The sequence below is a fragment of the Methylocapsa polymorpha genome, from assembly GCF_045689225.1.
Classification (GTDB): domain Bacteria; phylum Pseudomonadota; class Alphaproteobacteria; order Rhizobiales; family Beijerinckiaceae; genus Methylocapsa; species Methylocapsa polymorpha.
In genome coordinates this window covers 1,605,056-1,626,613 of the sequence record NZ_CP136862.1, presented here as the reverse complement: position 1 = coordinate 1,626,613, position 21,558 = coordinate 1,605,056, and the positions used below count along the sequence as shown (strand labels likewise).

At 61.9% G+C, this 21,558-nt stretch carries 18 protein-coding genes; 9 read left to right on the top strand and 9 right to left on the bottom strand.

What is annotated here, in order from left to right:
- Positions 1 to 85 precede the first annotated feature (85 nt).
- The 5 genes from RZS28_RS07560 (at position 86) to RZS28_RS07540 (ending at position 6,483) form a co-directional block, all read left to right on the top strand.
- On the top strand, positions 86 to 2,008 hold the full coding sequence (locus RZS28_RS07560; protein ID WP_407340712.1) for a glycosyltransferase: 1,923 nt from the start codon (positions 86 to 88) through the stop codon (positions 2,006 to 2,008).
- A gap of 53 nt (positions 2,009 to 2,061) precedes the next feature.
- Entirely contained in the window at positions 2,062 to 3,615 is a 1,554-nt protein-coding gene (locus tag RZS28_RS07555) for a glycosyltransferase family 4 protein (protein ID WP_407340711.1), read from the top strand.
- A gap of 14 nt (positions 3,616 to 3,629) precedes the next feature.
- The gene (locus tag RZS28_RS07550; protein WP_407340710.1) at positions 3,630 to 4,556 is read left to right on the top strand and encodes an NAD-dependent epimerase/dehydratase family protein; all 927 of its coding nucleotides are present in this window, start codon (positions 3,630 to 3,632) and stop codon (positions 4,554 to 4,556) included.
- Entirely contained in the window at positions 4,553 to 5,917 is a 1,365-nt protein-coding gene (locus RZS28_RS07545; RefSeq protein ID WP_407340709.1) for a glycosyltransferase family 4 protein, read from the top strand. Before RZS28_RS07550 ends, RZS28_RS07545 begins: the two co-directional genes overlap by 4 nt.
- 149 nt (positions 5,918 to 6,066) lie before the next feature.
- A complete protein-coding gene (locus tag RZS28_RS07540; RefSeq protein ID WP_407340708.1) occupies positions 6,067 to 6,483 on the top strand; it encodes a hypothetical protein in 417 nt (138 codons plus the stop codon).
- A gap of 45 nt (positions 6,484 to 6,528) precedes the next feature.
- On the opposite strand, the gene RZS28_RS07535 is transcribed toward RZS28_RS07540, so the two are convergent.
- Positions 6,529 to 7,440: an EamA family transporter gene (locus tag RZS28_RS07535; RefSeq protein ID WP_407340707.1), complete on the bottom strand. Its 912-nt coding sequence runs from the start codon at positions 7,438 to 7,440 to the stop codon at positions 6,529 to 6,531.
- Between the two features lie 611 nt (positions 7,441 to 8,051).
- Between RZS28_RS07535 and hisN the strand changes: the two genes are divergently transcribed.
- Positions 8,052 to 8,849: a histidinol-phosphatase gene (hisN, locus tag RZS28_RS07530; RefSeq protein WP_407340706.1), complete on the top strand. Its 798-nt coding sequence runs from the start codon at positions 8,052 to 8,054 to the stop codon at positions 8,847 to 8,849.
- 147 nt (positions 8,850 to 8,996) lie between these two features.
- Here hisN and RZS28_RS07525 read toward each other — a convergent pair whose 3' ends face one another.
- The 8 genes from RZS28_RS07525 to RZS28_RS07490 form a co-directional block, all read right to left on the bottom strand.
- Positions 8,997 to 10,394 (bottom strand): NAD(P)(+) transhydrogenase (Re/Si-specific) subunit beta, encoded by a 1,398-nt coding sequence (locus tag RZS28_RS07525; protein ID WP_407340705.1) that lies wholly within the window; start codon positions 10,392 to 10,394, stop codon positions 8,997 to 8,999.
- A 4-nt stretch (positions 10,395 to 10,398) separates the two neighbouring features.
- Complete coding sequence (locus RZS28_RS07520) at positions 10,399 to 10,836, bottom strand: proton-translocating transhydrogenase family protein (protein WP_407340704.1); 438 nt, start codon at positions 10,834 to 10,836, stop codon at positions 10,399 to 10,401.
- A gap of 45 nt (positions 10,837 to 10,881) precedes the next feature.
- Positions 10,882 to 12,021, bottom strand: coding sequence for a Re/Si-specific NAD(P)(+) transhydrogenase subunit alpha (locus tag RZS28_RS07515; RefSeq protein ID WP_407340703.1), 1,140 nt, complete (start codon positions 12,019 to 12,021; stop codon positions 10,882 to 10,884).
- 103 nt (positions 12,022 to 12,124) lie between these two features.
- Complete coding sequence (locus RZS28_RS07510) at positions 12,125 to 12,274, bottom strand: aa3-type cytochrome c oxidase subunit IV (RefSeq protein ID WP_407340702.1); 150 nt, start codon at positions 12,272 to 12,274, stop codon at positions 12,125 to 12,127.
- Between the two features lie 225 nt (positions 12,275 to 12,499).
- Complete coding sequence (locus RZS28_RS07505; protein ID WP_407340701.1) at positions 12,500 to 13,882, bottom strand: ABC1 kinase family protein; 1,383 nt, start codon at positions 13,880 to 13,882, stop codon at positions 12,500 to 12,502.
- Between the two features lie 267 nt (positions 13,883 to 14,149).
- The gene (locus RZS28_RS07500) at positions 14,150 to 14,728 is read right to left on the bottom strand and encodes a GNAT family N-acetyltransferase (RefSeq protein ID WP_407340700.1); all 579 of its coding nucleotides are present in this window, start codon (positions 14,726 to 14,728) and stop codon (positions 14,150 to 14,152) included.
- A 142-nt stretch (positions 14,729 to 14,870) separates the two neighbouring features.
- Complete coding sequence (locus tag RZS28_RS07495) at positions 14,871 to 15,593, bottom strand: LuxR C-terminal-related transcriptional regulator (protein WP_407340699.1); 723 nt, start codon at positions 15,591 to 15,593, stop codon at positions 14,871 to 14,873.
- 1,042 nt (positions 15,594 to 16,635) lie between these two features.
- Entirely contained in the window at positions 16,636 to 17,910 is a 1,275-nt protein-coding gene (locus tag RZS28_RS07490; protein WP_407341069.1) for a cobyrinate a,c-diamide synthase, read from the bottom strand.
- A gap of 101 nt (positions 17,911 to 18,011) precedes the next feature.
- On the opposite strand from RZS28_RS07490, the gene RZS28_RS07485 reads away from it, so the two are divergent.
- The 3 genes from RZS28_RS07485 (at position 18,012) to RZS28_RS07475 (ending at position 21,428) form a co-directional block, all read left to right on the top strand.
- Positions 18,012 to 19,127, top strand: a complete 1,116-nt coding sequence (locus RZS28_RS07485) for a cobalt-precorrin-5B (C(1))-methyltransferase (RefSeq protein WP_407340698.1) — start codon at positions 18,012 to 18,014, stop codon at positions 19,125 to 19,127.
- Between the two features lie 250 nt (positions 19,128 to 19,377).
- Positions 19,378 to 20,715 carry a hemolysin family protein gene (locus tag RZS28_RS07480; protein WP_407340697.1) on the top strand — a complete coding sequence of 446 codons (1,338 nt, stop codon included), beginning with the start codon at positions 19,378 to 19,380 and terminating at the stop codon, positions 20,713 to 20,715.
- On the top strand, positions 20,712 to 21,428 hold the full coding sequence (locus RZS28_RS07475) for a YoaK family protein (RefSeq protein ID WP_407340696.1): 717 nt from the start codon (positions 20,712 to 20,714) through the stop codon (positions 21,426 to 21,428). The genes RZS28_RS07480 and RZS28_RS07475 overlap by 4 nt, the downstream gene beginning before the upstream one ends.
- Positions 21,429 to 21,558: the final 130 nt, after the last annotated feature.

Genomic DNA, 21,558 nt, shown 5'->3' with positions numbered 1-21,558 from the left:
CAACCTGATCCCGCGTTTCGATGTAGAGGGGGAGGCCGGAAAATACTTTGCGTCCAGCCGAAATCCCTGGCTTTCGATCGAGCCCATGTCGATTTTCAGGCCTGGTCGATGGTTTCGCATGCGCTATCGGCTTTCGCTTTACGAAGATCCGACGCGGCCCGTGGTCAGCTTTCGGCGTGGGGCTGAGGAGATTGGCTGGCATCTTCTCCCGGGCCCCGTTCTTGGCCGCGCAGAATGGTTCGGCATCACGCCTGACGACGCCACCGCCGTCTGGATATCGCCCGTTTCCGAATCCGGGCAATTTCGCTTCATCATTGAAGACATCGAAGTTCTGTCGACGCTGAGCGTTTTGCAGCTCGGTCTTGGGGGGGATCGGCGCCGCTTCTTGAGCGCGATCGGAACCTCGTCTCTTGGATGGCGGGACGAAGCGCGGGACAATTTCCGCTGGTCGACGCAGAGCTCGAAGGCGGCGCTATGGCCCCGCTATCGAGACCGGCTTTTGACGGCCCCCTGTCTCGGGGATTTCGAAGCGCCGCGCCGCGACGGCGCGAATGCGCCGGCGATCAAACTTGTCGCGCGACTCGACGAGGGCGCAACGCCGCAGCAGATCGACGAGACGCTCATCTCGCTTCAAAAGCAGATCTATCCGCGCTGGACGCTTTCCATTCTTGGCGCCGCCGATGACCTGGAGACCAAGAGCCGGCTCGCGTCGTGGCGGGCCAGGGAGAAGCGCGTCGCGGCCGGGGCGGATTGGCCGGGGCTAGAAGGAGACGATGGAGATCTATTCGGCTTCATCGGAATGGGAGATCGTCTCGCGCGCCATGCCCTTGCTTGTTTCATAGCGGCCAGTCTGAAGGTGCCGGACGCGCAGGTTTTCTACTGCGACGAGGAAATCGCAACGGCGGAGGGCGAAACGCCCGTTTTCAAGCCGGATTGGAGCCCTCATCTGCAAGCGGCGAAACCCTATGTGGGGCGAATGATGTTGACCAGGCTGGCGCATATGCGCCGCTGCGCGCCGCCGAAGACAGGCCCGATCGACGAGAACGTCCTTGCCGAGAGCATTTTGCGCGACCTTGGGCGCAAGGAAATTCGCCACATCCGGCGCTTGCTGACGCGGACGGCGAGGAAGCGCGGCGCGGAGCGCGAGGCGGCCGCGCCGAGCCGACCTGGTCCTGGACGCAGCCCGGAAGCGAGCGTCACAATCGTCCTCCCGACGCGCGACCGGGCGGAGTTCTTGCGCCGCGCGATTTCCGGCGTTCTTCAGAAAACCAAATTCTCGCTCCTCGACCTGATCGTCGTCGATAATGGCAGCGTCGATCCGGACGCTCTCGAGGCGCTTGAGTCCGCCGCGGTCGACCCACGCGTCAAGGTCCTCCAATCTCCCGGCCCATTCAATTTTTCTGCCCTCTGCAATCTCGGCGCGGCCAAAGCGCGAGGAGACGTCGTCATCTTCCTGAACAATGATGTGGAGATCATCGAACCCGGCTGGGTTGGCGAACTCGCGAGCCTGGCGCTCGATCCGAAGGTCGGAGCGGTTGGCTGCAAATTGCTTTATCCGGACCGCCGGGTTCAACATGCCGGGATTGTTCTTGGCCTTGGCGACGGCGTTGGGCATTTCGATTCCGGCTGCTTTGATTGGGAGCCTGGTTGGCTCGGCCGGAACCAGGTCGTTCATGAAGCTTCGGCGGTCACGGGGGCTTGTCTTGCCGTTGAGCGCGCCAAATTTATCGCCGTCGGCGGATTTGATGCGGTTCATCTGCCGGTCGAATTCAACGATGTCGACTTGTGTCTGCGGCTGGAGGAAGCTGGTTTCCAAACCTTATGGACGCCTTTCGCCCGCCTGATCCATTTTGAATCCGCGAGCCGCGGCAAGGCCACCTTTCGACGCCTCGACATTCATGCGGCGGAGCGGGCCTATTTCCGGCGCCGTTGGGGCGATCGTCTACGAGACGATCCGTTCTTTCATCCCGGTCTCTCGCTCTTCAGTTTGTCGCTTGCGCTCGCCTAGTCGATAACTCTTAATTGGTTCGATTGACGTAATTGCTCAATTCGGCGCTCCATATGGCGGATGCAGAAGACTCATTGGCTAAAATCACTTTGCGCCTGGAAACGGGGGCGGAGCTTTCGCCCTCCGACCCCAGCGGGAGTTCTTCGCGCGCTGGCGATCGGGAGGCGTCGGAGCGCGCGCAAAGGGCGATCAAGCGGGATCTGATGATCATGCAGGACCATCTCGCCGATCTCGAGGCGCGGTTCGCGCGACTCGAGCCGCTTTTGCGGGCGGGTTCTCTGGTCAGCTCCGGCTTTCGTGGGCTTCGAACCGCCATCAAGCTCGCGGCGGGGTTTTTGGCGGCAGTCTATCATTGGCGCGCCGCCGCGCGCCGCGTCGAAGAGGCGCGCTTTCGCAGCGAAAGGCTTGTGTTCGACCCTGTTGGAAGGAGCTGGGCGCGGAAGCTCGATGGTCGCGCTTTCGCCGGCCATTTGCGCCGCTCCTTCGGCCTGTTTCGGCCGACGCTCTATCGGGTTCGGCCGCGTCAAAGGCTCGCTCTCGCGCGGCGGCCAAGGGTTCTTCACGCGATAGCCAATGTCTGGGTCGGAGGCTCTACGCAGCTCATCCTCGATCTTCACGATCATCTCGGACACCGCATCGAAATGGAGGTCATGACGTCAGCCTTGCCAACCCAGGGTTCGCATCAAGGCATGACAATCACGCTGGCGCCGAAGCCAGCCTCCCGCCATGTTGTGCGCCGCGCATTCAGCCGCTTTCGGCCCGACATCGTTCATGTCCATTACTGGGGCGATGTGGACGAACCTTGGTACAAGATCATTTTTGAAGCCGCCGCTGAATTCGGGTGTCCAATCTTGCAGAACATCAATACGCCGGTCGCTCCTTTCGCGGGGGTCCGCGTTGATCGCAATGTCTTTGTTTCGCGAAGCGTCCATGATCGCTTTGGCTCGGCTGTCCCGGCGACGGTCGTCCATCCGGGCGTCGACCTCGAGCGGTTTGCTCCGCCCGCCGTCGCCGATGCGCACGCCTTTGACGCGGTCGGCATGGTGTACAGGCTCGAAAACGACAAGCTGAACGAGGCCGCGATTGAATTATTCATCGCGATCGTCAAACGGCGACCGAGGACTCGCGTCATCATTATTGGCGACGGGTCGTTGTTCGCGCATTTTCGGTCGCGCGTGGAGAAGGAAGGCCTTATTTCGCAATTCGAATTCACCGGCTATGTGCCTTACGAGGATCTCCCCGCCCAGTTTGCGCGCTTCAAGATTTTCATCGCGCCGGTGCATCAAGAGAGCTTTGGCCAGGTGATTCCTTTCGCCATGTGCGCCGGATTGGCGGTCGCCGGCTACAAGATCGGCGCGGTGCCGGAAATCCTCGGCGGCGCGGAGACGCTTGCGGACACAGTCGAAGAGGCGACAAAACTCATCGTCGAGCTGCTCGATGATCGGGATCGGATTATTGCGCTCGGCGAACGCAATCGCGCCTTGGCCCTCGCGCGCTTTTCAGTCGAGCGGATGGCGATCGACTATTTGAATCTTTATCGGGAGCTTGCGCCACAGGACGTCGACCTTCTGCACGAACTGCCCGACGCGATCCACTTTCCGCTTTGATGAGCGCCGCGACCATGACGGCGAGAGTTCTTGTTACCGGCGCCAGCGGTTTTCTCGGACGAGCCCTTGTTCCCGCTCTCTTGGGCATGGGCGAATCCGTGATCGCGATCGGGCGTAGAGCCAGCCCCTTTCCGCCGCATTCGCGCCTTATCTGGCATGAGGTCGATCTCGCCGAATCCGCTGTGTTGATTCGCGAGATCCTCCGCGGCGTCAACACGATCTATCATTTGAGCTGGTCGACGATTCCCTCCGAGTCCAATCTGGCGCCTTCCGAAGACGCGCGCGTCAACATCATAGGGTCCTTGCGTCTGCTTGAGAATGTGGAGCGTGGAGCCAGGCCGCGTGTGGTCTTCGCCTCTTCTGGAGGAACCGTCTACGGCCGGCTTCTCGAGACGCCGGCGCCCGAGGACCATCCGCTCAATCCTCTGTCCGCTTATGGCGTCTCCAAGCGGGCGGTTGAATCCTATCTCGATTTCTTTGCGCGCCTCGGCGACATTCGACCGATCTCGCTCCGGATCGGAAATGTCTTTGGACCCGGCCAGGATGCGACGCGGGTTTTTGGCGCCGTCACCCATTTCGCCAGGAGCGCGCTTTCCGGCGCCCCCATCCGGCTTTTCGGCGATGGCTCCGTTGTCCGGGACTATGTCTACATCGAGGACGCGATCGATGCGCTTGTGCGCGCCGGGCATGTGGAGACTGCGTCGCCTGCGCTCAATATAGGCAGCGGGGTAGGCCGTTCGTTGAACGACGTCATCGCCGCGCTCCAGAAGCATTTTCATGAGCCGATCAAGGTCGAACGCATGGCCGCGCGGGCCTTCGACGCGCCAGTGTCGGTGCTCGACCCTACGAGAGCGCGGCGGGAGATAGGCTGGTCGCCGCGCGTATCCTTCGAGGACGGCGTGCGCAGAACCCTTGCAAGCCTGGCCAAGATCGCAACATGAAGATCGCGCTTTACGTTCATTGTTTTTTCCCGCGCCATTTCTATGGCACGGAAGCTTATACTCTCGCCCTCGCGAAGGAATTGGCCCGCTTGGGGCACGAGCCAATCGTCGTCTCCGCGACTTTCGCCGGCGAGCCGAGCCAGCAGAACGTCATCGAAGACTATGTCTATGAAGGTGTTCGGGTCGTCTCGATCGATAAGAATCTCTTTCCGAACCGCAGCGTGCGCGACACTTACGAGCAGCCCGCGCTGCGGCATCTACATGAGCGTCTGCTTCGCAAGCTGCAGCCGGACGTCATACATATTTGCCATCTGATCAGCCACACGACCGCGATTCTCGACGTCTCGCGGCAGATGAATATTCCCACCTTTGCGACGCTGACCGATTTCTTTGGCTTCTGCTACAATAATGTCCTCGAGAATGCCGAAGGCGCGCTTTGCGACGGCCCGGACGCGACGCGCGCCAATTGCATAGCGTGCTTCCTCAAGCTCGCCGGCGCCCGGGCCAACGCCGAATTCATCGCTAAGCTCGGCGGCCATCCGCTGCTGCGGCCCTCCGTCTCCCGGAGTCTCGCCCGGCTTGGCCGGCGCGAGCAAGACCCTTTCATGGTGAGCAACTTCGCTCCAAACGACATCCTCCTGCGGCCCGAGATCCTGCGCCACGCCATGGAGACGTATCGCGAGGCGATAGCGCCGACGCTTTTTCTGAAGCGCGCCTATGAACGCAATAAATTTCCGGCGCCTTTGCGCATCAGCCATTTCGGCATTGAAATCGATCGCTCCCCCAAGCCGCCGCGACCCGAGAGCGGAAAGGCAAGGCTCGGGTTTATCGGCCAGCTTTTCCGCCACAAGGGCGCCCACCTCCTGCTTGACGCATTACGGGCTTGCGGCCGCGCCAATCTCTCCCTCGCCATATGGGGACCACAGGATCAGGACCCGGCCTATTACGCAGGCTTGCGGCGCCAGGCCGAAGGGCTTCCGGCCAAGTTTTGCGGCGTCTTGCCGAGAACCGAGTTGGCGACCGCCTTCGCAAATCTCGATTACCTCGTCATCCCCTCCACATGGTACGAAAACAGCCCGCTCATTCTCCTTCAAGCTTTGGCCACTCATACGCCGGTCGTCGTTTCGGACGTGCTCGGAATGACCGAATTCGTCGAGAATGGGGTGAACGGATTTCATTTCAAGCGTGGCGATCTCGGCAGCTTAGCCGCCATATTGCAAAAGATCGCCGACGATCCCGACATGGCGAGCCGCATGAGCGTTGCGACTTCATATGAAAGGGTTCCCGCCGATATGGCGCGCGATATTCTCGCGCTATATGCGGAGCATGGCCTATTGACGCCGGTCGTCGCCAAATATTGACGCCTTCCCGACGCCGCCGGGACGCATGGCCGCTATGCTCTCAGGACGGCGGCCGATGGGGCGAGCCTCAGGAATCTTGCTTGCCCTGACCGCCAAGCCAGCGCAAACTGCAGGCGTCCCGCCTCTTCGATCAATTTGCGATTGACGCCATGACTGATCCGTCCCTCCCGGCAAAGGATAAAAAGAGCGGTCCCCTCGCCCCTATGGTCGGCCTGGCCGTCTTTGTCTTGATTGGCGTCGCCGTGACTGGCGTCATGGAGCAAAGAAGCTTGCAGACGAACGGATCTGTGAGCAGCAGCTCCATCCTTGGAGAGTGGCGAACAGCCGACAGCAGTTCGCGCATCCTGTTTCGAGCGGATAAAACGCTTGGCATGGGCTCGGGCGGTTCGCCTGACGCAACTGCTTTGGAGCCAGGTGCCTATCAGCTCGAGTCCGCGGGGACAGTGTCGATCAAAATGAACGACGGCAAGAGTTTCACGGCGACATTCAGGGAGTTTACGCCCAATCAATTCGACCTCGTGGATTCGGTGAACCAAGGGGTCAAGGTCTTCGTGAAGACACCATAGGCGGATGGCGCGGGCAAACGCCGGCGCTCAGAAACGAGGCGCGCATCAGGCGCTAAGCAAAAGCGCGACGCCCGCGATGATCATCCCCATGCCGACGAATTCGCGCGCGGATGCGCCCTGCTTGAAGATCCGCCTCGAGACGATCTGCGCGAAAACCACCTCGATGAGCGCCAAGGTTCGCACACGCGCCGCCGTCTCGATGGCGAAGGCCATAAACCAGAATTGGGAGGCGAAAGCGCCCAGGAAACCGGCGAAAAGCGAGGGCCGCCAGGCCGCCAGCACGGATTTCAAGAGGCGCCTGTCAAAGAGCGCGAGATGGGCGACGATCAACGTCGATTGAATGCAAAGGCCGGCTGCGAGTATGGTCGAGGCCGCGACGAAAAACGTCGGACCGCCCATGGCGAGGATGCCGGCTCGAAAGCCGACCGAGGACAGCGCGAAACAGGCGGCCGCGCCGAGGCCGAGCATGGCTGGCCGCCATCCGGCGGCTTCTCCGGCGGCCAATGGCTTCGCCGATCTCGCCGGCCATGACATGAGGATCACGCCGGCGGTCGCGACGAGGATCGCGAGCGCGCCCGCGCCGGTGACGCGATCGCCGAGAGCGATCAGGCCAAAGAGGGCGACCTGCACGGGTTCGGTCTTGGTATAGGCGGTCGTGACGACGAAAGAGCGCTCGCGCATCGCCGCGAGCATCAATCCGGTTGCGAGAATTTGCGCGACGCCGCCGACGCCGGTCCAAGCGAGCGCGGCGAGGTTAAGCGGATTGGGCGGCCGGCCGGTCGCAACGCAGGCCAGCAGGAGGAACGCGACTGCGAAGGGCAGGCCGAACAGGAAACGCACATAGGTCGCGCCCGCGGTCCCAATCGTGTGAATGAGATCGCGCTGCATGGCGTTGCGCAAGGTCTGCGCGCCGGCCGCCGCGACGGTGAAAAGGACCCAGGAGGGGAGGAGGAACATGGCGTCCTGTTAACATGGAAGCTGAGTTTCCATGCGGCGATCGCCTCGAATGCCAAGAGTCGAAATCTCGCCGGTTTGTCCGCGACGATGCGCTTCGCGCTTTCGTCCAAGCCGGATCTGCTTTAGCGTGCGGAGCGCGCAAGCGAATGGCGCGAGGGACGGCTTGACAAGAAAGAGGCCGCTCGCGTTGCCACAAGCGGCCCAAGTCAAGGGAGGAAACGCCCAAGGAGGGCATCGGCGGCAACAACGTTGCCGCACCGCAATAATATGCACGTGCAGCGCACAAAAAGCAAGGCCTGCTGACCTATTTTTTTCAGCGCCGACAAGCTAATGTTAAGCCTATGTTTTTTAGACAGTTTTAGCGATGATACGGAGTTCGGGGCCGAACAAATGACAAACAAATCGGCCCCGCCTCGGTTTTTGCTTGCGGCTGGAAGGCCCGCCGACTAGAGCGCGTCCCGATCACGCGGAGTCACGTGATCGATAAGCACTCGCTCAGATCAAAGAGTTGGAGCATGTCCTTATGAGACATCGGATATATCCGATGTCTCATAAGGACATGCTCCAACGAGCGGCGCTCGCCAAACTCATCGGCTCTGGAAAGGCTGCATATGACCGCCGTGGATTTCGCCGCTTTCGTCGAAAAGCTCGCCGACATTGCCAGCGATATGATTCTCCCCTTCTTTCGGACCGCGCTTGGCGCCGAGGATAAGAATGTAGGGGGGATGTTCGATCCGGTGACGGAAGCCGATCATGCCGCGGAGGCCGCGATGCGGCGGCTCATCGAGCTGACTTTCCCGCATCACGGGATAATCGGCGAGGAGTTCGGCTCGGTTAGAAGCGACGCCGAATATGTCTGGGTGCTCGATCCGATCGACGGCACCAAGAGCTTTATCGCCGGGATGCCAATATGGGGAAGCCTGATCGGCCTTTTGCACAATGGCCGTCCGACCTATGGCGTGATGGTCCAGCCCTTCACAAGGGAGCGCTTCATCGGCGACGGGGCGGGCGCCGTCTGGCGGGGCCCCGGCCTCAATCATGCGCTCGTCGAGCGCAAGCTCGCGACCAGGCTCTGCGAGGGGCTGGCCAAAGCCACCTTGGTGACGACTTCGCCGCTGTACTTCACCGAAGCGAAGCTCGCCGCCTTCCGCCGCGTCGAGGCGAAGGCGCGGATGTCGCGCTATGGCGGCGATTGCTACGCTTTCGCGATGCTCGCGGCGGGCCATGTGGATTGCGTAATCGAATCCGGCCTCAAGACCTATGACATCGCCCCCCTGACGCCAATCATCGAAGGCGCCGGCGGGATCGTGACCAATTGGGAGGGGGGAGACCCGACCGACGGCGGAGACATCGTCGCCTCCTCCGGCCCGAGGCTTCATGAGGAAGCGCTGAGACTGCTGCGGGATTAGAGCGAAATCCGATCAAACGTCGCGCCGGATTTGGCTTTCAACTTGTCGATCAAGCATGAGCCGCGAAACCGGTTTCCCGTTCGCGGCTCACGCAACCGTCTGCTGTTTTGTCACGCGAACCGGCGTCCGTTTCGCCGTGAAAATACGCTAGCCTAGCGCCCGTAAAACGCTTTCGGCCATTTTCTTGGCGTCGCCGAAAAGCATCAACGTATTATCGCGGAAGAACAGTTCGTTCTCGACGCCGGCGTAGCCAGAGCCCAAGCCGCGCTTGACGAAGAGCACTTTCTTGGCGTCCTCGACGTCGAGGATCGGCATGCCATAGATCGGCGAGGACGGATCGGTCTTGGCGGCGGGATTTGTGACGTCATTGGCGCCAATCACCAAAGCCACATCGGCCTCTGCGAACTCGGGGTTGATCTCCTTGAGCTCGAACACTTCGTCATAAGGCACATTGGCTTCCGCCAGCAGGACGTTCATATGTCCCGGCATCCGCCCGGCGACGGGATGGATGGCGTATTTGACCTCGACGCCCTTTTTCTTCAGCACATCGGCGATTTCACGCAAGGCGTGCTGAGCCTGGGCGACCGCCAAGCCGTAGCCCGGCACGATGATCACTTTCTTCGCGGCCTCGAGGAGCTTGGCGGCCTCCTCGGGCGAACCCTGCTTCACCTGCCGCGTCTCCACCGTGCTTTCCTTCGGCGCGGTCTCGCCGCCGAAGCCGCCGAGAATGACGGAAATGAAGGCGCGGTTCATCCCCTTACACATGACATAGGAGAGGATCGCGCCGGACGAGCCGACAAGCGCGCCGGTGATGATCAAGGCCAGATTGCCGAGGGTGAAGCCGACGGCGGCCGCCGCCCAGCCCGAATAGGAATTGAGCATCGAGATCACGACCGGCATATCGGCGCCGCCGATCGGTATGATGAGCAGGACGCCGAGCGCCAGAGAGACCAGAATGATCAGCCAGAAGACGAAATGGGCTTCGGTCGCCGAGAAGGCCACGGCGAAAATAAAGAGCAGGATGCCGAGGCCGATATTGATCGCATGGCGGTTCGCCACGAGAATCGGCCTGCCGGTCATCTTGTCGTCGAGCTTCAGATAGGCGATCACCGAACCCGTGAATGTGATCGCGCCAATCGCGGCGCCGATCGCCATTTCGATGAGGCTGCCGGCATGGATCGAATCCGGCGCGCCGAGGCCGAAGGCTTGCGGCGCATTCAGGGCGCTCGCCGCGACAAACACGGCGGCGAGGCCGACAAGGGCGTGAAACAAGGCGACGAGCTGGGGCATCGCCGTCATCTGGATCGTGCGGGCGCGCCAGATGCCGATCGCCGCGCCGATCCCGATGCTGACCAAGACGAAGAAGAAGGACGAGAACCCGGACGGCAAATGATAGGCGAGGGTCGTCAGGATGGCGACCGCCATGCCGATCACGCCGTAACGATTGCCTTGCCGCGCCGTCTCGGGCGAGGACAAGCCGCGCAGGGCGAGGATGAAAAGCACGCCCGAAACGAGATAGAGCAGAGCCGCGAGATTGGCGTTCATCGGTTCAGCCCTTCTTCTTGAACATGGAGAGCATGCGCTCGGTGACGAGGAAGCCGCCGAAAATATTGACCGAGGCGAGAATGAGGGCGATGAAGCCGTAGAAGCGGGACGCGCCCGCGCCGTCGTCGACGTCGGCGTTGACCGTGACGCTGGCCGAAATCAGGGCGCCGACGACAATGACCGAGGAAATCGCATTGGTGACGGACATCAGCGGCGTATGCAGGGAGGGCGTCACCGACCAGACGACGTAATAGCCGACGAAGACGGCGAGCGCGAAGATCGCGAGCCGGAAGACGAAAGGATCGATCGCCCCGCCGCTGGCTACATAGGCGCCGGCGGCGAGCTGATCGGCATAGGCCTGCGCGGCTTCGGCGGCCTGGCGCGCCGCGGCGGCCGCCGCCTGCAGCTTCTCTAGCGCCTGTTGGTCGATTTCGGTTGCCATGGCGTCTCCCTCCTCCTTGGACTTGTTGCCGGTTGCGAACTTGGTTCAGGATGCGGCTTGAAAGCTCGGATGCGCGAGCGCCCCATCCTTCGTGAGCAAGGTCGCCTTGACGAGTTCGTCGTCCCAGTTGATCGCGAGCGCATTCGCGCCCGCGTCGATCAGGGTCTCGACGAAAGCCAAAAGGTTTTTCGCATAAAACGCCGAGGCGCTCGCCGGCAGGCGGCCGGCGACATTCAGGTTGCCGATGATCCTGACGCCGTTTTCGGTGACGACCGTCTCGCCCGGCTTCGCCAATTCGCAGTTTCCGCCGCGCTCGACGGCGAGGTCGACGATGATCGAGCCTGGCCGCAGGGAATGGACCATCTCGGCTGTGATGAGGATCGGGGCCTTGCGGCCGGGAATCAACGCGGTGGTGATGATGATGTCCTGGCTGGCGATATGCGAGGCGGTCAGCTCCGCCTGCTTCGCCTTATATTCCGGCGACATCTCCTTGGCGTAGCCCGCGGCGGTCTCGGCCTGCGCGAATTCCTCATCCTCGACCGCGATGAATTTGGCGCCAAGCGAGAGAACCTGCTCCTTCGTCGCGGGTCGAACGTCGGTCGCGGTCACGATGCCGCCCAATCTCCGGGCGGTTGCGATCGCCTGCAAGCCGGCGACGCCGACGCCCATGATGAAGATCTTCGCCGGCGGAATTGTGCCCGCCGCCGTCGTCATCATCGGGATCGCGCGGTCGAATTCGGCGGCGGCGTCGACGACGGCCCGATATCCGGCGAGATTGGCCTGGCTCGACAAGACGTCCATGGCCTGCGCCCGCGTGATGCGCGGCATCAACTCCATCGCGAAGGCGGAAACGCCTTCCGCCGCCAAGGATTGCAGCGCATCGACATGATCATAGGGGTCCAGGATCGCGATCACCGCCGCGCCGGGCAGCACGCCGGAGAGTTCCTCCGCGTTCGGCCGCCGGACGCGCAGAACGATGTCGGCGTCCTGGACCGTCGCCTGCGCATAGGGCGCGATCGTGGCGCCGGCCTCCGCGTAAGCTTCATCCTGAATGCCCGATTGAACTCCTGCGCCAGTCTCCACCACGACTTTCGCGCCGAGGCCGATGAGGCTCTTCACGGTGTCGGGGGTCGCGGCGACGCGGGCTTCGGCGGGATCGGTTTCAGCGGGGACAGCGATGCGCATGCAAAACTCCGAAAGATCGTCGAGCCAGGAATTCGATCGGGTCTTGTCGGGTCAGGCCTCGGCGAAGGCCGATCCGACGAGCGAGATGCAATTTCGCGCGGGATCAGCCCAAGAAAAACGCCAGCAAGGCGAGCAGCGCCGCCACGCCGATGACGGTATATTTCACAAGCTGCAGGAACAAATGATAGGTTTTCTCATGTTCGGCAAAATCCGCGTCGGTTTGACCCGCGGGGTGAGCATGATCTTCGGCCATTGCGCCAGCCTCTTCTGCGGAGTTGAGATTGCGCAAGCTTTCGCAATGATTCTTGCTCCATGCAAGGGGGGGCGGAGCGGAAAGTGCTAAATTCTTATGCGGCGGGAAAGATGATTTTGGCCGATCCGCGCGGAGATGAATTGCGCTTGCGCCTAAGATAACGCGCAATCAAACGCTTAGGACATATTTTTTCAAGTTCGGCCGGCGGGGCCGCTCCTCATCGGCTTAAGACGGCGGCGAGAGGCCCTCTGCGGCGAGCGCAGCCGATTGCCGCCCGCTCAGGGCGTCTTGTGAGAAGGCGCCGATCGTTTCATTGAACAGACGATGAAAATTGAGCCGCGCGTCGAGATGCAGAAAGGCTCCGCCGAGGCCGATCGCGGCGCGGTCCATGAAGACGAATTCGCGCGGCACCCGGACCGGCCCTTTCCGCTTCAACGCCTGGTGAACGTGAAAAGCCTCCTTGCGGCCATATTGCCCCGGCGCGACGCCATCGGCGACGGTGCGCACCCGGTCGTCGAGCAAAGGCGCGTAGATGAAGCGCGCCCAGACGTTCAAGATCTCGGCGAGCTCCTTGGTGAGGCCGTGAAAGCCCCAGGTCTCATAGGCATGGAAGGTGCGGGCGAAATCGTTTTGCAATAATCCTTCATAGAGATCGACCACGCCGCCGACGAATTTCGGCGAAAAAATTCGGATGCAGCCATAGTCGAGAAGGTTGATGCCGCGCGCCTCCCGGTGCGATTCATCCGCCTCTCCTCCATCGGTGAAAACGGTGTAGTTGCCGAGATGCGGATCGCCGTGGATGACCCCGAACTGGCTGAACGGGACCCACCATGCCTTGAACATCGCGCTGGCGATGCGGTTGCGCGAGGCCTCGTCGGCTTGCTTGAAGCTCAGCAGCTTTTCGCCTTCGAGCCAGTCCATCGTCAACAGCCGTCCGGTGGAAAGATCGGGACGCACCCGAGGGACGCGGACATCGTCGATTTTCGCAAGAATATGCCGATAGAGCGCGGCATGTTTGGCTTCGCGCTCATAATCGAGCTCTTCGCGGACGCGGTCGGCGATTTCCTGCGTGATCTCGCGCGTGTCGATGATCGGGTTCAGGCGCCGATGCAATGCGAACACGACGTCGAGCTGGCTCAGGTCGGCTTCGACTGCGGAGCTCATATCGGGATATTGCAATTTGCAGGCGAGGGGCGCGCCATCCTCGCCGGTGGCCTTATGCACCTGGCCGAGCGAGGCCGCGGCGGCCGGTCGATAATCGAAACCGCCGAAGCGCAAGAGCCAATCCGGCCCGAGCTCGGCCTGCATCCGCCGTTTGACGAAGGCGGCCCCCATGGCCGGCGCCTCGCACTGGAGCTTTTGCAATTCCTCGGCATAGTCCGGCGGCAGCAGGTCGGGGATGGTCGCCATCATCTGGGCGACCTTCATCATCGGTCCCTTGAGGCCGCCAAGCGCCTTCGCCAAGGCGTTCGCATTTGCCGGATCGGCGCCGCGCGCTCCGAGAAGGCGCGCGCCTGCAATCCGCGCCGCGACGCCGCCGACATTGGCGCCGACGCGGGCGTAGCGCGCCGCGCGAGCGGAAAAGCGATTGGCTTCATCGTCCTTCATGCGCGTTTCTCTATTGTGTGCGCCATTCCGGCTTTGCGCCACCGGCGGCCGCCTCGAATATTTCTCAATTGACGCGGAAACCGTCGCGGCGCTGATGAAGGCTGCCCTTTGGAGCATCGTCCGCCGGCGCCCCCGCCGGTCCACGACGGCGTGGCAACCCGATCGAGACGCGTGGTCATTCAGACGCCGGATAGAAGAGCTCGACCTGGCGTCCCGAGGGCAGGCGATCGAGCTTTTAGAAAAGCGAACCAGTGGGATCGCCGCTTTTCAAGTCGCTTCCCGCTCCGTCTCGGCGAAGCTCGAACCGCTGTCAGCGAGATTCACCTTGACCCGCACCGCGTCGCGATCGACTGCGTCCGTTTTAAAGCCGAGTTCATGCGCCATTTGGAGCATCACATAATTATCTCGGAGAATATTGCCGGTGATCGCTTTAAGGCCGCGTTGGCGCGCGCTCTCCAATATTTCCGTCATCATCCGGTATCCGAGGCCGTGCTGCTTCAAATCCGAGCGCACCATGATGTCGAATTCGGCCGTGTCCATAGCTTCGGGACATTGAGCGAGATGCACGACGCCGAGGATTTCTTCAGGCTGTCGCTCCGGCGGAGTCAATGCGACGAGCGCCAATTCCCTGGTCGGATCGAGATGCGCCAGTCGATGGGCCATATCGGCGGCGAAGCCGCGCATGGCTCCAAAACAGCGGAAATGAATATCCTCCGATGTCGCGCACGCAAACATGTCGCGCAATCGCGGCTCATCGTCCGAGCGGACATCGCGGAGAAGAAAATGCGCGCCGTCGCGAAGCGCAATCTCGCGAGCCTCGGTTTGGGCTTTTATTGGCGTGGTCATGACTCCGGGCGCCGCGTTGGAGCCGCGCGGCGTTCACTAGCACATATATTGAGTAAATTGTGAGATTCAATCGGCGCCCGTCTAGGTATCGATCGCGCGCACAGAACCACGGGCGAGCATCAACCAATAAATTTGGCGTCAATCAGCGTTTCATTTCGAGATAGTGACAGATCGCCTGGGTCCGATTGCGAACATCGAGCTTGCCGAACAAGTTCCGCAGATGGAATTTGATCGTATTGATCGACACGCCGAACTCCCTCGCCAGCTGAGCGTTGCTCTGCCCGGATTCAAGCGCGGCGAGAAGGACGCGTTCGCGATGCGTCAGGCCAGCCAAGGGATCCGAGCGGCCCTTTTGAATATCGACGAACGGAAACACCATGTCGCCCCCAGCCACCGAGGCGAACACCTCCAGCAGCCGTTCGGGCGGCGACAATTTGCTCACGAAGCCCGCGCCGCCGAGCCGCCAGGTTTCGACCGGCGCGGCGGGATCCTTGGTGCCGCTGTAGACGACAATCTTGGGCGCTTCCGGGCGTTTTGAGAGCGCATGCAAAATGTCTCGGGCGTGCATCAGCGGTAATTCCCAGCCGATGACCCCCAGGGCGACCGGCAGCCGCCCGATCGTGTTGAGAAAACGCTCCCCGTCATTCGCCGTCAGCAGCAGGTTGAATCGCTTGTCGCGCGTGAGCAGCGCTTCCAGCGCGGTCAGAACCATCGGGTTCTTGTCGGCGATCGCGACATTGACGGGAAAGACGGCTTGCAGCCGCTCTTCGTGACCGGCGCTTCTTTCGAAGGAGGGCTCGCCTTGGACGAAGCCCGGAGGATTATCATTGACAGGCGCGCGATTATTGTTCAGAGAGATGCCCATCGCTTTCATCCTGCGTCGAGATGCCGCAGGTAGGCCATCAAAGATTTGGCTCTGCCTAGCTTCCGTCCTCGTCGAAGGCTCGTGGACCAAAGTCTCCTCCCGCGGCGCTACATTGGGCTGGGGTCGTTTTGGCTCGGGCGATCGCCAAGTTGACTTGGCGCAATTTGTGCCCGCTCTCGTTGAGGTATCGGCAGTCGAAGCGTCTTTTGGGGAGACGAGAGCGACGAGCTATCCCAACTCGGTTCTTGCGGCAGGGTCATTGCGCCGGTCAACTACGCTGGTCGGAACAAGACATGCAGATTATAACCTTGAACGCAAAGCGCAATTTGTCACGGCCGTGCGACCTTCGGCACCACTGGGGCGCTTCATCGAGGTCTGACGCCGCTGGACGCCTCTGGACCGGGGATCAGCGCAAACTTCTCCCAGAGCCGGTCCAGAGAATGCGCCAGTGACCCTTAGTCCGTGAGGACCCAGCGGCCGAAGAAATACAGAGCGACAGCGCCCGCGATCGCGATGACTGCGCCGAGCGGCGTCGTCAAATATCCGAGCAAGTCGAGAATTGCACCCATCACCTTCCTCCTTTTGTTTTTACTACAAGCCTCGTAGAATCTACGTACCCTTTAACCAATCTAGAAAGGCGGGGGGTGAGACGAGGCGCTCCTAATTACAAGGAACCGACTTGGCCAATCAGCAATGTAGCTGGACATTTCCTCACTGCGGAGAGTTTCTATGCTTGCGCCGTCCGCGAAAATCTTTTGAGGCAACGCCTAGACGCCGACCGATCATTTTTCGATTTGCTCTTATAAAAGGAATTCTAAGCCGGGGTCAAGCGCCACTTGCGGTAAGGCGCCCTCGCAAAGACCCGCGTGAAGAGCGGAAATCGACGCCTGCGCGAAAGGTCGTTTCATAAGGGTCGGCAGGCCTTTTACGGCGTCGCATCAAGGGCGCTGCGAGCGACGCAAAATGCACTTTCTTGCAACCTCGCGGCTTCATGAGGACAAGGGCGAAGATGCCGAAATGCGCCGTGCGATCGAGCGGAAAATCACTGCGTCTCCTCTACCGCTATGACGTGAAAAAAGCTTCCGCTCGCCAGGCCGCGCCGGCTTCCTTCGGGCTGCTCCGCGCTTCCATGGGCGTCCGAGACAAAGGCGAAAGGCCGATCCGGCTTGCCTGTCGCTTCGATCGTCGCGTAATGAAATTCATGGCCGCGCAGAAGGACGCCGGCTGGGCCTAAAGGATGCGCGTCGGCGATCCGCGCGCTGCGATAGCCGAGGTGGAGCGCGCGTTTCGCGAAGCTGAACGAGGGGCTGAGCAGGCCCGCCATGCGATGCGCTTGGCCATCCTTATCGATCAGAGCCTGTCCCAGACTCATGTAGCCGCCGCATTCCCCATGAACTGGCTTGGTTCGGGCGAAAAGACGGAGTCCTTCGAAGAAAGAAGCCGCCGCCGCGAGCCGGCCGGCATGAAGCTCGGGATAGCCGCCGGGAAGCCAGCAGAGATCGCACTCTTGCGGAGGCCGCTCGTCGGCGAGGGGAGAGAAGAAAGAGATTTCGGCGCCCGCCCTTCGCCAGCCCGCGAGAATATGCGGATAGAGAAACGAGAAGGCTTCGTCGCGCGCGATCGCGATGCGCTGAGCGGGCGGCGCCAAGGCGGCGGATGGCGAGGCGGCGGACACAGCCGACGACGCGCAGGCGCGGCGAAAGACGGCGTTCATATCGATATGTTCGCTGACGAAATCCGCGATCCGATCGAGCAGCTTGTCGAGGTCGGCGGTTTCCTCCGCCTGAACGAGACCGAGATGCCGCTCCGGCAAATGAATCATTTCAGTCCGCGGCAAGGCGCCGAGAACATTGAAGCCGATCGCCTCTATCGCCTGGGTCGCAAGTCGCCGATGCCTATCGCTGGCGACTCGGTTCAAGACGACGCCGGCAATCCGAATGCGCGGATCGTAGACGGCGCAGCCCTTGACGATCGCCGCCGCCGTCTGCGCTTGCCCGCCGACGTCGATGAGGAAAAGGACCGGCCAGCCGAGCGCCGCCGCGATATCGGCGGAGGAGCCGGTCCGGCCTGGCTCTCCCGGCGCGCCGTCGAAGAGCCCCATCGAGGCCTCGCAGAGGATGAGATCGCAAGCCTCGCCAGCCGCGAAGGCCAAAGCGCCCAGGAGCGAAGGCCGCATCGCCCAGCTGTCGAGATTATAGCTTTGCGCGCCGGTCGCGGCTGTGTGGAAAGCCGGATCGATATAGTCCGGTCCGCATTTGGCGCCGCCGACGCGCAGGCCTGCGTTCTTGAAGGCGCGCATGAGGCCGAGCGTCAGCATTGTCTTGCCGCTGCCGGATCGCGGCGCGGCGACGATGAGCCCGCGTGCTAGACTATTCAAATTGGGATCGTGCGGATTCAACGAGAAAGCGTTCCTGTCTGATGAGCAAACCTGTCGACGACCATGCCCCGGCGGTCGGCCTGCGCAAAGGCTGGACGACCGGCGCCTGCGCGGCGGCGGCGGCGCGCGCGGCCTATGAGGCGCTCATTTGCGGACGATTTCCAGATCCGGTCAGCATAGTTTTGCCCGGCGGAGCGAGGCCGTCCTTCGCGCTCACCTTCGAGGAGCTCGGCGCGGATTTCGCCGCCGCTGGGATTGTCAAGGATGCGGGCGACGATCCCGATGTAACCCATGGCGCGCTGGTGATCGCCCGTCTGAATCATGGCTCGCCTGGATCTGGCGTCGCCTTTCGCGCCGGGCCGGGCGTCGGCATCGTCACGCGGGCCGGGCTTCCTCTTGCGCCGGGGGAGCCCGCCATCAATCCGGCGCCGCGACGAATGATCGCCGCGGCGATCGACGAGGCCGCGCGCCTCATGGGCGCGGCGGGCGACGTCATCGTCGAGATCTCCATTCCGGGCGGCGCGCGGATCGCCGAGAAAACGCTCAACGCGAGGCTCGGGATCATCGGCGGCCTCTCGATTCTGGGCACGACAGGAATCGTCGTTCCCTATTCCTGCTCGGCCTGGATCGATACGATTCATCGCGGCATTGACGTCGCGCGCGCTGCGGGGCTCGACCATATCGCCGCCGCGACAGGCTCCACGTCGGAGGCGGCGGCGCGGGCGTTGCACGGCCTGCCGGAGATCGCTCTGATCGAGATGGGCGATTTCGTCGGCGCCATGCTGAAATATCTGCGCCGTCATCCGATCGCCAAAGTGACGATCGCCGGCGGATTCGCCAAGATGACCAAGCTCGGCCAGGGTCTTCTCGATCTCCATTCGAGCCGGGGCGAGGTCGATTTCGCCTGGCTCGCGGAGCGCTGTCGTGAGATCGGCGCCGACCCTGATTTCGTCGCGCGCGTAAGACTTGCGAACACCGCCAAGGAAGTCGCCGACCTCGCCTTGGCGAATGGCGTCGATCTCGGCGCCGAGGTCGCGAAAGCGGCCTGGGGGACCGCCGCGAAGGCGCTGAGGGGCAGCGCGATAGCGCTCGAAGTCGTGATCTTCGACCGCGATGGGACTCTTATCGCGCGAACGCCGTTTTGGCTGACTCATTGAAATTTTATCTCAGCTTGTGTGAGATCGTCTCAAACTTGGGGGCCGCGAGTTTCCGGCAAGGCGAAGTTGGGGGCTTTTTTTCATGCATGGGCCCTTCACGCCACCACAGCCTATCGATGCTCGACCTCTGCGAAGAGGATGGCAAGGGCGTCGCCAACTGGGCGCTCGCGCCAATTTGCCGACGCCTGTATATTTGACCACGGGCTCTACAATGAGGCGAGCTGATGCGTGACCAGCCGATGCTGACTCAATGACTATTATCGTCCTCGCCTTTCTGATCCTCCTCAGCGGCGTCTTCGTCATGTCGGAGATGGCGATTGTGTCGGCGCGCAAAGCGCGCTTGCAGCAGTGGAGCGAGCGCGGCCGAGCCGGGGCGGGCCGAGCGCTCGCACTCGCCAACAAGCCCGCGATTTTTCTTTCGACGGTCCAGTTCGGCATTACGACAATCACGATTCTCAGCGGCGCAGTGGGCGAAGCTAGTCTGTCCGACGATGTCGCCGAGAGCCTGTCCAAGATCGCCTGGCTGCAGCCCTACGCCGACCGGCTGGCGTTCTGGATCACTGTATCGGGAATAGCCTTTTTCTCGCTGATCCTCGGCGAGCTGGCGCCGAAGCGATTGGCTCTCCTGAATCCGGAACGGGTCGCCAGCGTCATGGCGCGGCCGATGGAGGTTGTCTCAGCAATCGCCTTCCCGGTGGTGTGGCTGATGAGCTCCATCACCGATCTGGTGCTTCGGCTATTCGGCGTGCGGGCCTCGGAGCAGCCGCCCGTGACCGAGGAAGAAATCAACGTGCTCATGGAGCAGGGCGCGGAAGCCGGCGTCTTCGAGAAACACGAGCAGGCGCTGGTGTCCCGCATTTTCCGGTTGGACGATCAGTCGATCAGGAGCGTGATGACGCCTCGGGGCGATATTGTCTACTTTGATCTGAATGAGTCCTTCGAGACTAACCGTCAGAAGCTATTGCGCAGCGGCCACTCGCGGTTCCTCATCTGCAAGGGCGGCCTCGGCGAAGTGATGGGCGTTATTCGGGCGAAGTCCATGCTGGATGCTTCGCTTGAAGGCAAACCCCTCGACTTCGCGAACGACGCCGTCAAGCCGCTTTACGTGCCGGAAACTCTGACCATCATCGAATTGCTCGAGGCGTTCGAGAAACACCGTCAGCATCTCGCCTTGGTGATCGATGAATATGGCGAGATCCAAGGGCTGGTGACGATGAATAATGTGATAGGGGCGTTGGTCGGAGACGTCGCGGCTGTCGAAGACGAGTCGCAGCCCGCAATCGTGCGAAGAGAAGACGGATCGTGGCTGGTTGACGGCGGCATTCCAATCGAGCGCTTCAGGGAAGCGATAAACCTTGATTACAAGTTGCCCGGCGAGGGCGAACAGACTTACCGGACGCTGGGCGGTTTTGCGATGACCTGCTTGGGGCGCGTGCCGCAGATCGAAGATCAATTCGTGAGCGGCGATCTCCGCTTCGAGATCGTCGACATGGACCAGAATCGCGTGGACAAGCTCATCGTCTCCAGGATCGAGGAAAAGCCGACCCCATCGGGCGGAGCCGCTCTCGGCAAGCGAGACGATGAGTGATAGCGGACGCCGATTCTCCGAAAGACCATGTCGACTCGGCCGATATCGGTCTGGCCTTGCTCGGCTTGGCGTCGGGCGTCATGGACGCTCTGGCTTTCTTCAATCTCGGCGAGGTGTTTCCCTCCGCCATGACCGGCAACACCGCCTTGCTTGGCCTCGCGCTGGGCCAGGGGGACATGATCGGGGCCTCGCGTCCTGTCGCGGCATTCGTCGGCTTCCTGGCCGGCGCGGCGGCGGCTACGGCGAGCCTTGATCTTTGGCTCGATAAGCTTCCCGCGCCGCGCGCAATCTTTTGGCTTCTTGCGCTCGAAGCTTGCCTTCTCGCCACCTTCGCTTTGGCGTGGCAGTTCATTGACCGGCCGATCGTCGGCGCGTGGGTTTATGGCCTCATCGTCATCGCCTCATTTGCAATGGGGCTCCAAAGCGTTGCGGCGCGGTTGGCCGGTCGGCCCGGAGTAACGACCGTGGTGTTCACAAGCACGCTGACATCCATCGTAACCGCTGCGACCAACGCGATGTTGAGGCCGCCGCACGCGCTGTCTTTCACAACCAAACGGCAGATCGGGATGTTTCTGATGTATGGCGTCGGCGCAGCCATTTGCGGCCTGCTCGCCGCGCGTGGGACGGCGATCGCCATCTTGCCATTTGCGGCAGTGGTCGGGGCGGCCGTTTGCCACCGACGCGCCCGGCAAAACGACATAGGCGCACCATGAAACCCGCCATTATCGGCGTCGGCGTGGAGCGCGAATCGAAGACCCGCGCTCCGGAGAGTGTAAAGTGATCGCCTGCGCCGTTATTGTTGCGCCAGCCAGGCGACGCTGATCGTCTACGCGGCCGTCCTCT

Bases quoted from the DNA above. Each gene is read 5' to 3' on its own strand.
- RZS28_RS07535 (WP_407340707.1), bottom strand. From the start codon at position 7,440: ATGTTCCTCCTCCCCTCCTGGGTCCTTTTCACCGTCGCGGCGGCCGGC.
- RZS28_RS07490 (WP_407341069.1), bottom strand. From the start codon at position 17,910: ATGCTGACGCTCGGCCTCATGCGCGCCTTCAAGAACGCAGGCCTGCGC.
- RZS28_RS07480 (WP_407340697.1), top strand. From the start codon at position 19,378: ATGACTATTATCGTCCTCGCCTTTCTGATCCTCCTCAGCGGCGTCTTC.
- RZS28_RS07520 (WP_407340704.1), bottom strand. From the start codon at position 10,836: ATGGCAACCGAAATCGACCAACAGGCGCTAGAGAAGCTGCAGGCGGCG.
- RZS28_RS07555 (WP_407340711.1), top strand. From the start codon at position 2,062: ATGGCGGATGCAGAAGACTCATTGGCTAAAATCACTTTGCGCCTGGAA.
- RZS28_RS07560 (WP_407340712.1), top strand. From the start codon at position 86: ATGTCGATTTTCAGGCCTGGTCGATGGTTTCGCATGCGCTATCGGCTT.
- RZS28_RS07510 (WP_407340702.1), bottom strand. From the start codon at position 12,274: ATGGCCGAAGATCATGCTCACCCCGCGGGTCAAACCGACGCGGATTTT.
- RZS28_RS07550 (WP_407340710.1), top strand. From the start codon at position 3,630: ATGACGGCGAGAGTTCTTGTTACCGGCGCCAGCGGTTTTCTCGGACGA.
- RZS28_RS07540 (WP_407340708.1), top strand. From the start codon at position 6,067: ATGACTGATCCGTCCCTCCCGGCAAAGGATAAAAAGAGCGGTCCCCTC.
- RZS28_RS07525 (WP_407340705.1), bottom strand. From the start codon at position 10,394: ATGAACGCCAATCTCGCGGCTCTGCTCTATCTCGTTTCGGGCGTGCTT.
- RZS28_RS07495 (WP_407340699.1), bottom strand. From the start codon at position 15,593: ATGGGCATCTCTCTGAACAATAATCGCGCGCCTGTCAATGATAATCCT.
- RZS28_RS07515 (WP_407340703.1), bottom strand. From the start codon at position 12,021: ATGCGCATCGCTGTCCCCGCTGAAACCGATCCCGCCGAAGCCCGCGTC.
- RZS28_RS07485 (WP_407340698.1), top strand. From the start codon at position 18,012: ATGAGCAAACCTGTCGACGACCATGCCCCGGCGGTCGGCCTGCGCAAA.
- RZS28_RS07500 (WP_407340700.1), bottom strand. From the start codon at position 14,728: ATGACCACGCCAATAAAAGCCCAAACCGAGGCTCGCGAGATTGCGCTT.
- RZS28_RS07545 (WP_407340709.1), top strand. From the start codon at position 4,553: ATGAAGATCGCGCTTTACGTTCATTGTTTTTTCCCGCGCCATTTCTAT.
- RZS28_RS07505 (WP_407340701.1), bottom strand. From the start codon at position 13,882: ATGAAGGACGATGAAGCCAATCGCTTTTCCGCTCGCGCGGCGCGCTAC.
- hisN (WP_407340706.1), top strand. From the start codon at position 8,052: ATGACCGCCGTGGATTTCGCCGCTTTCGTCGAAAAGCTCGCCGACATT.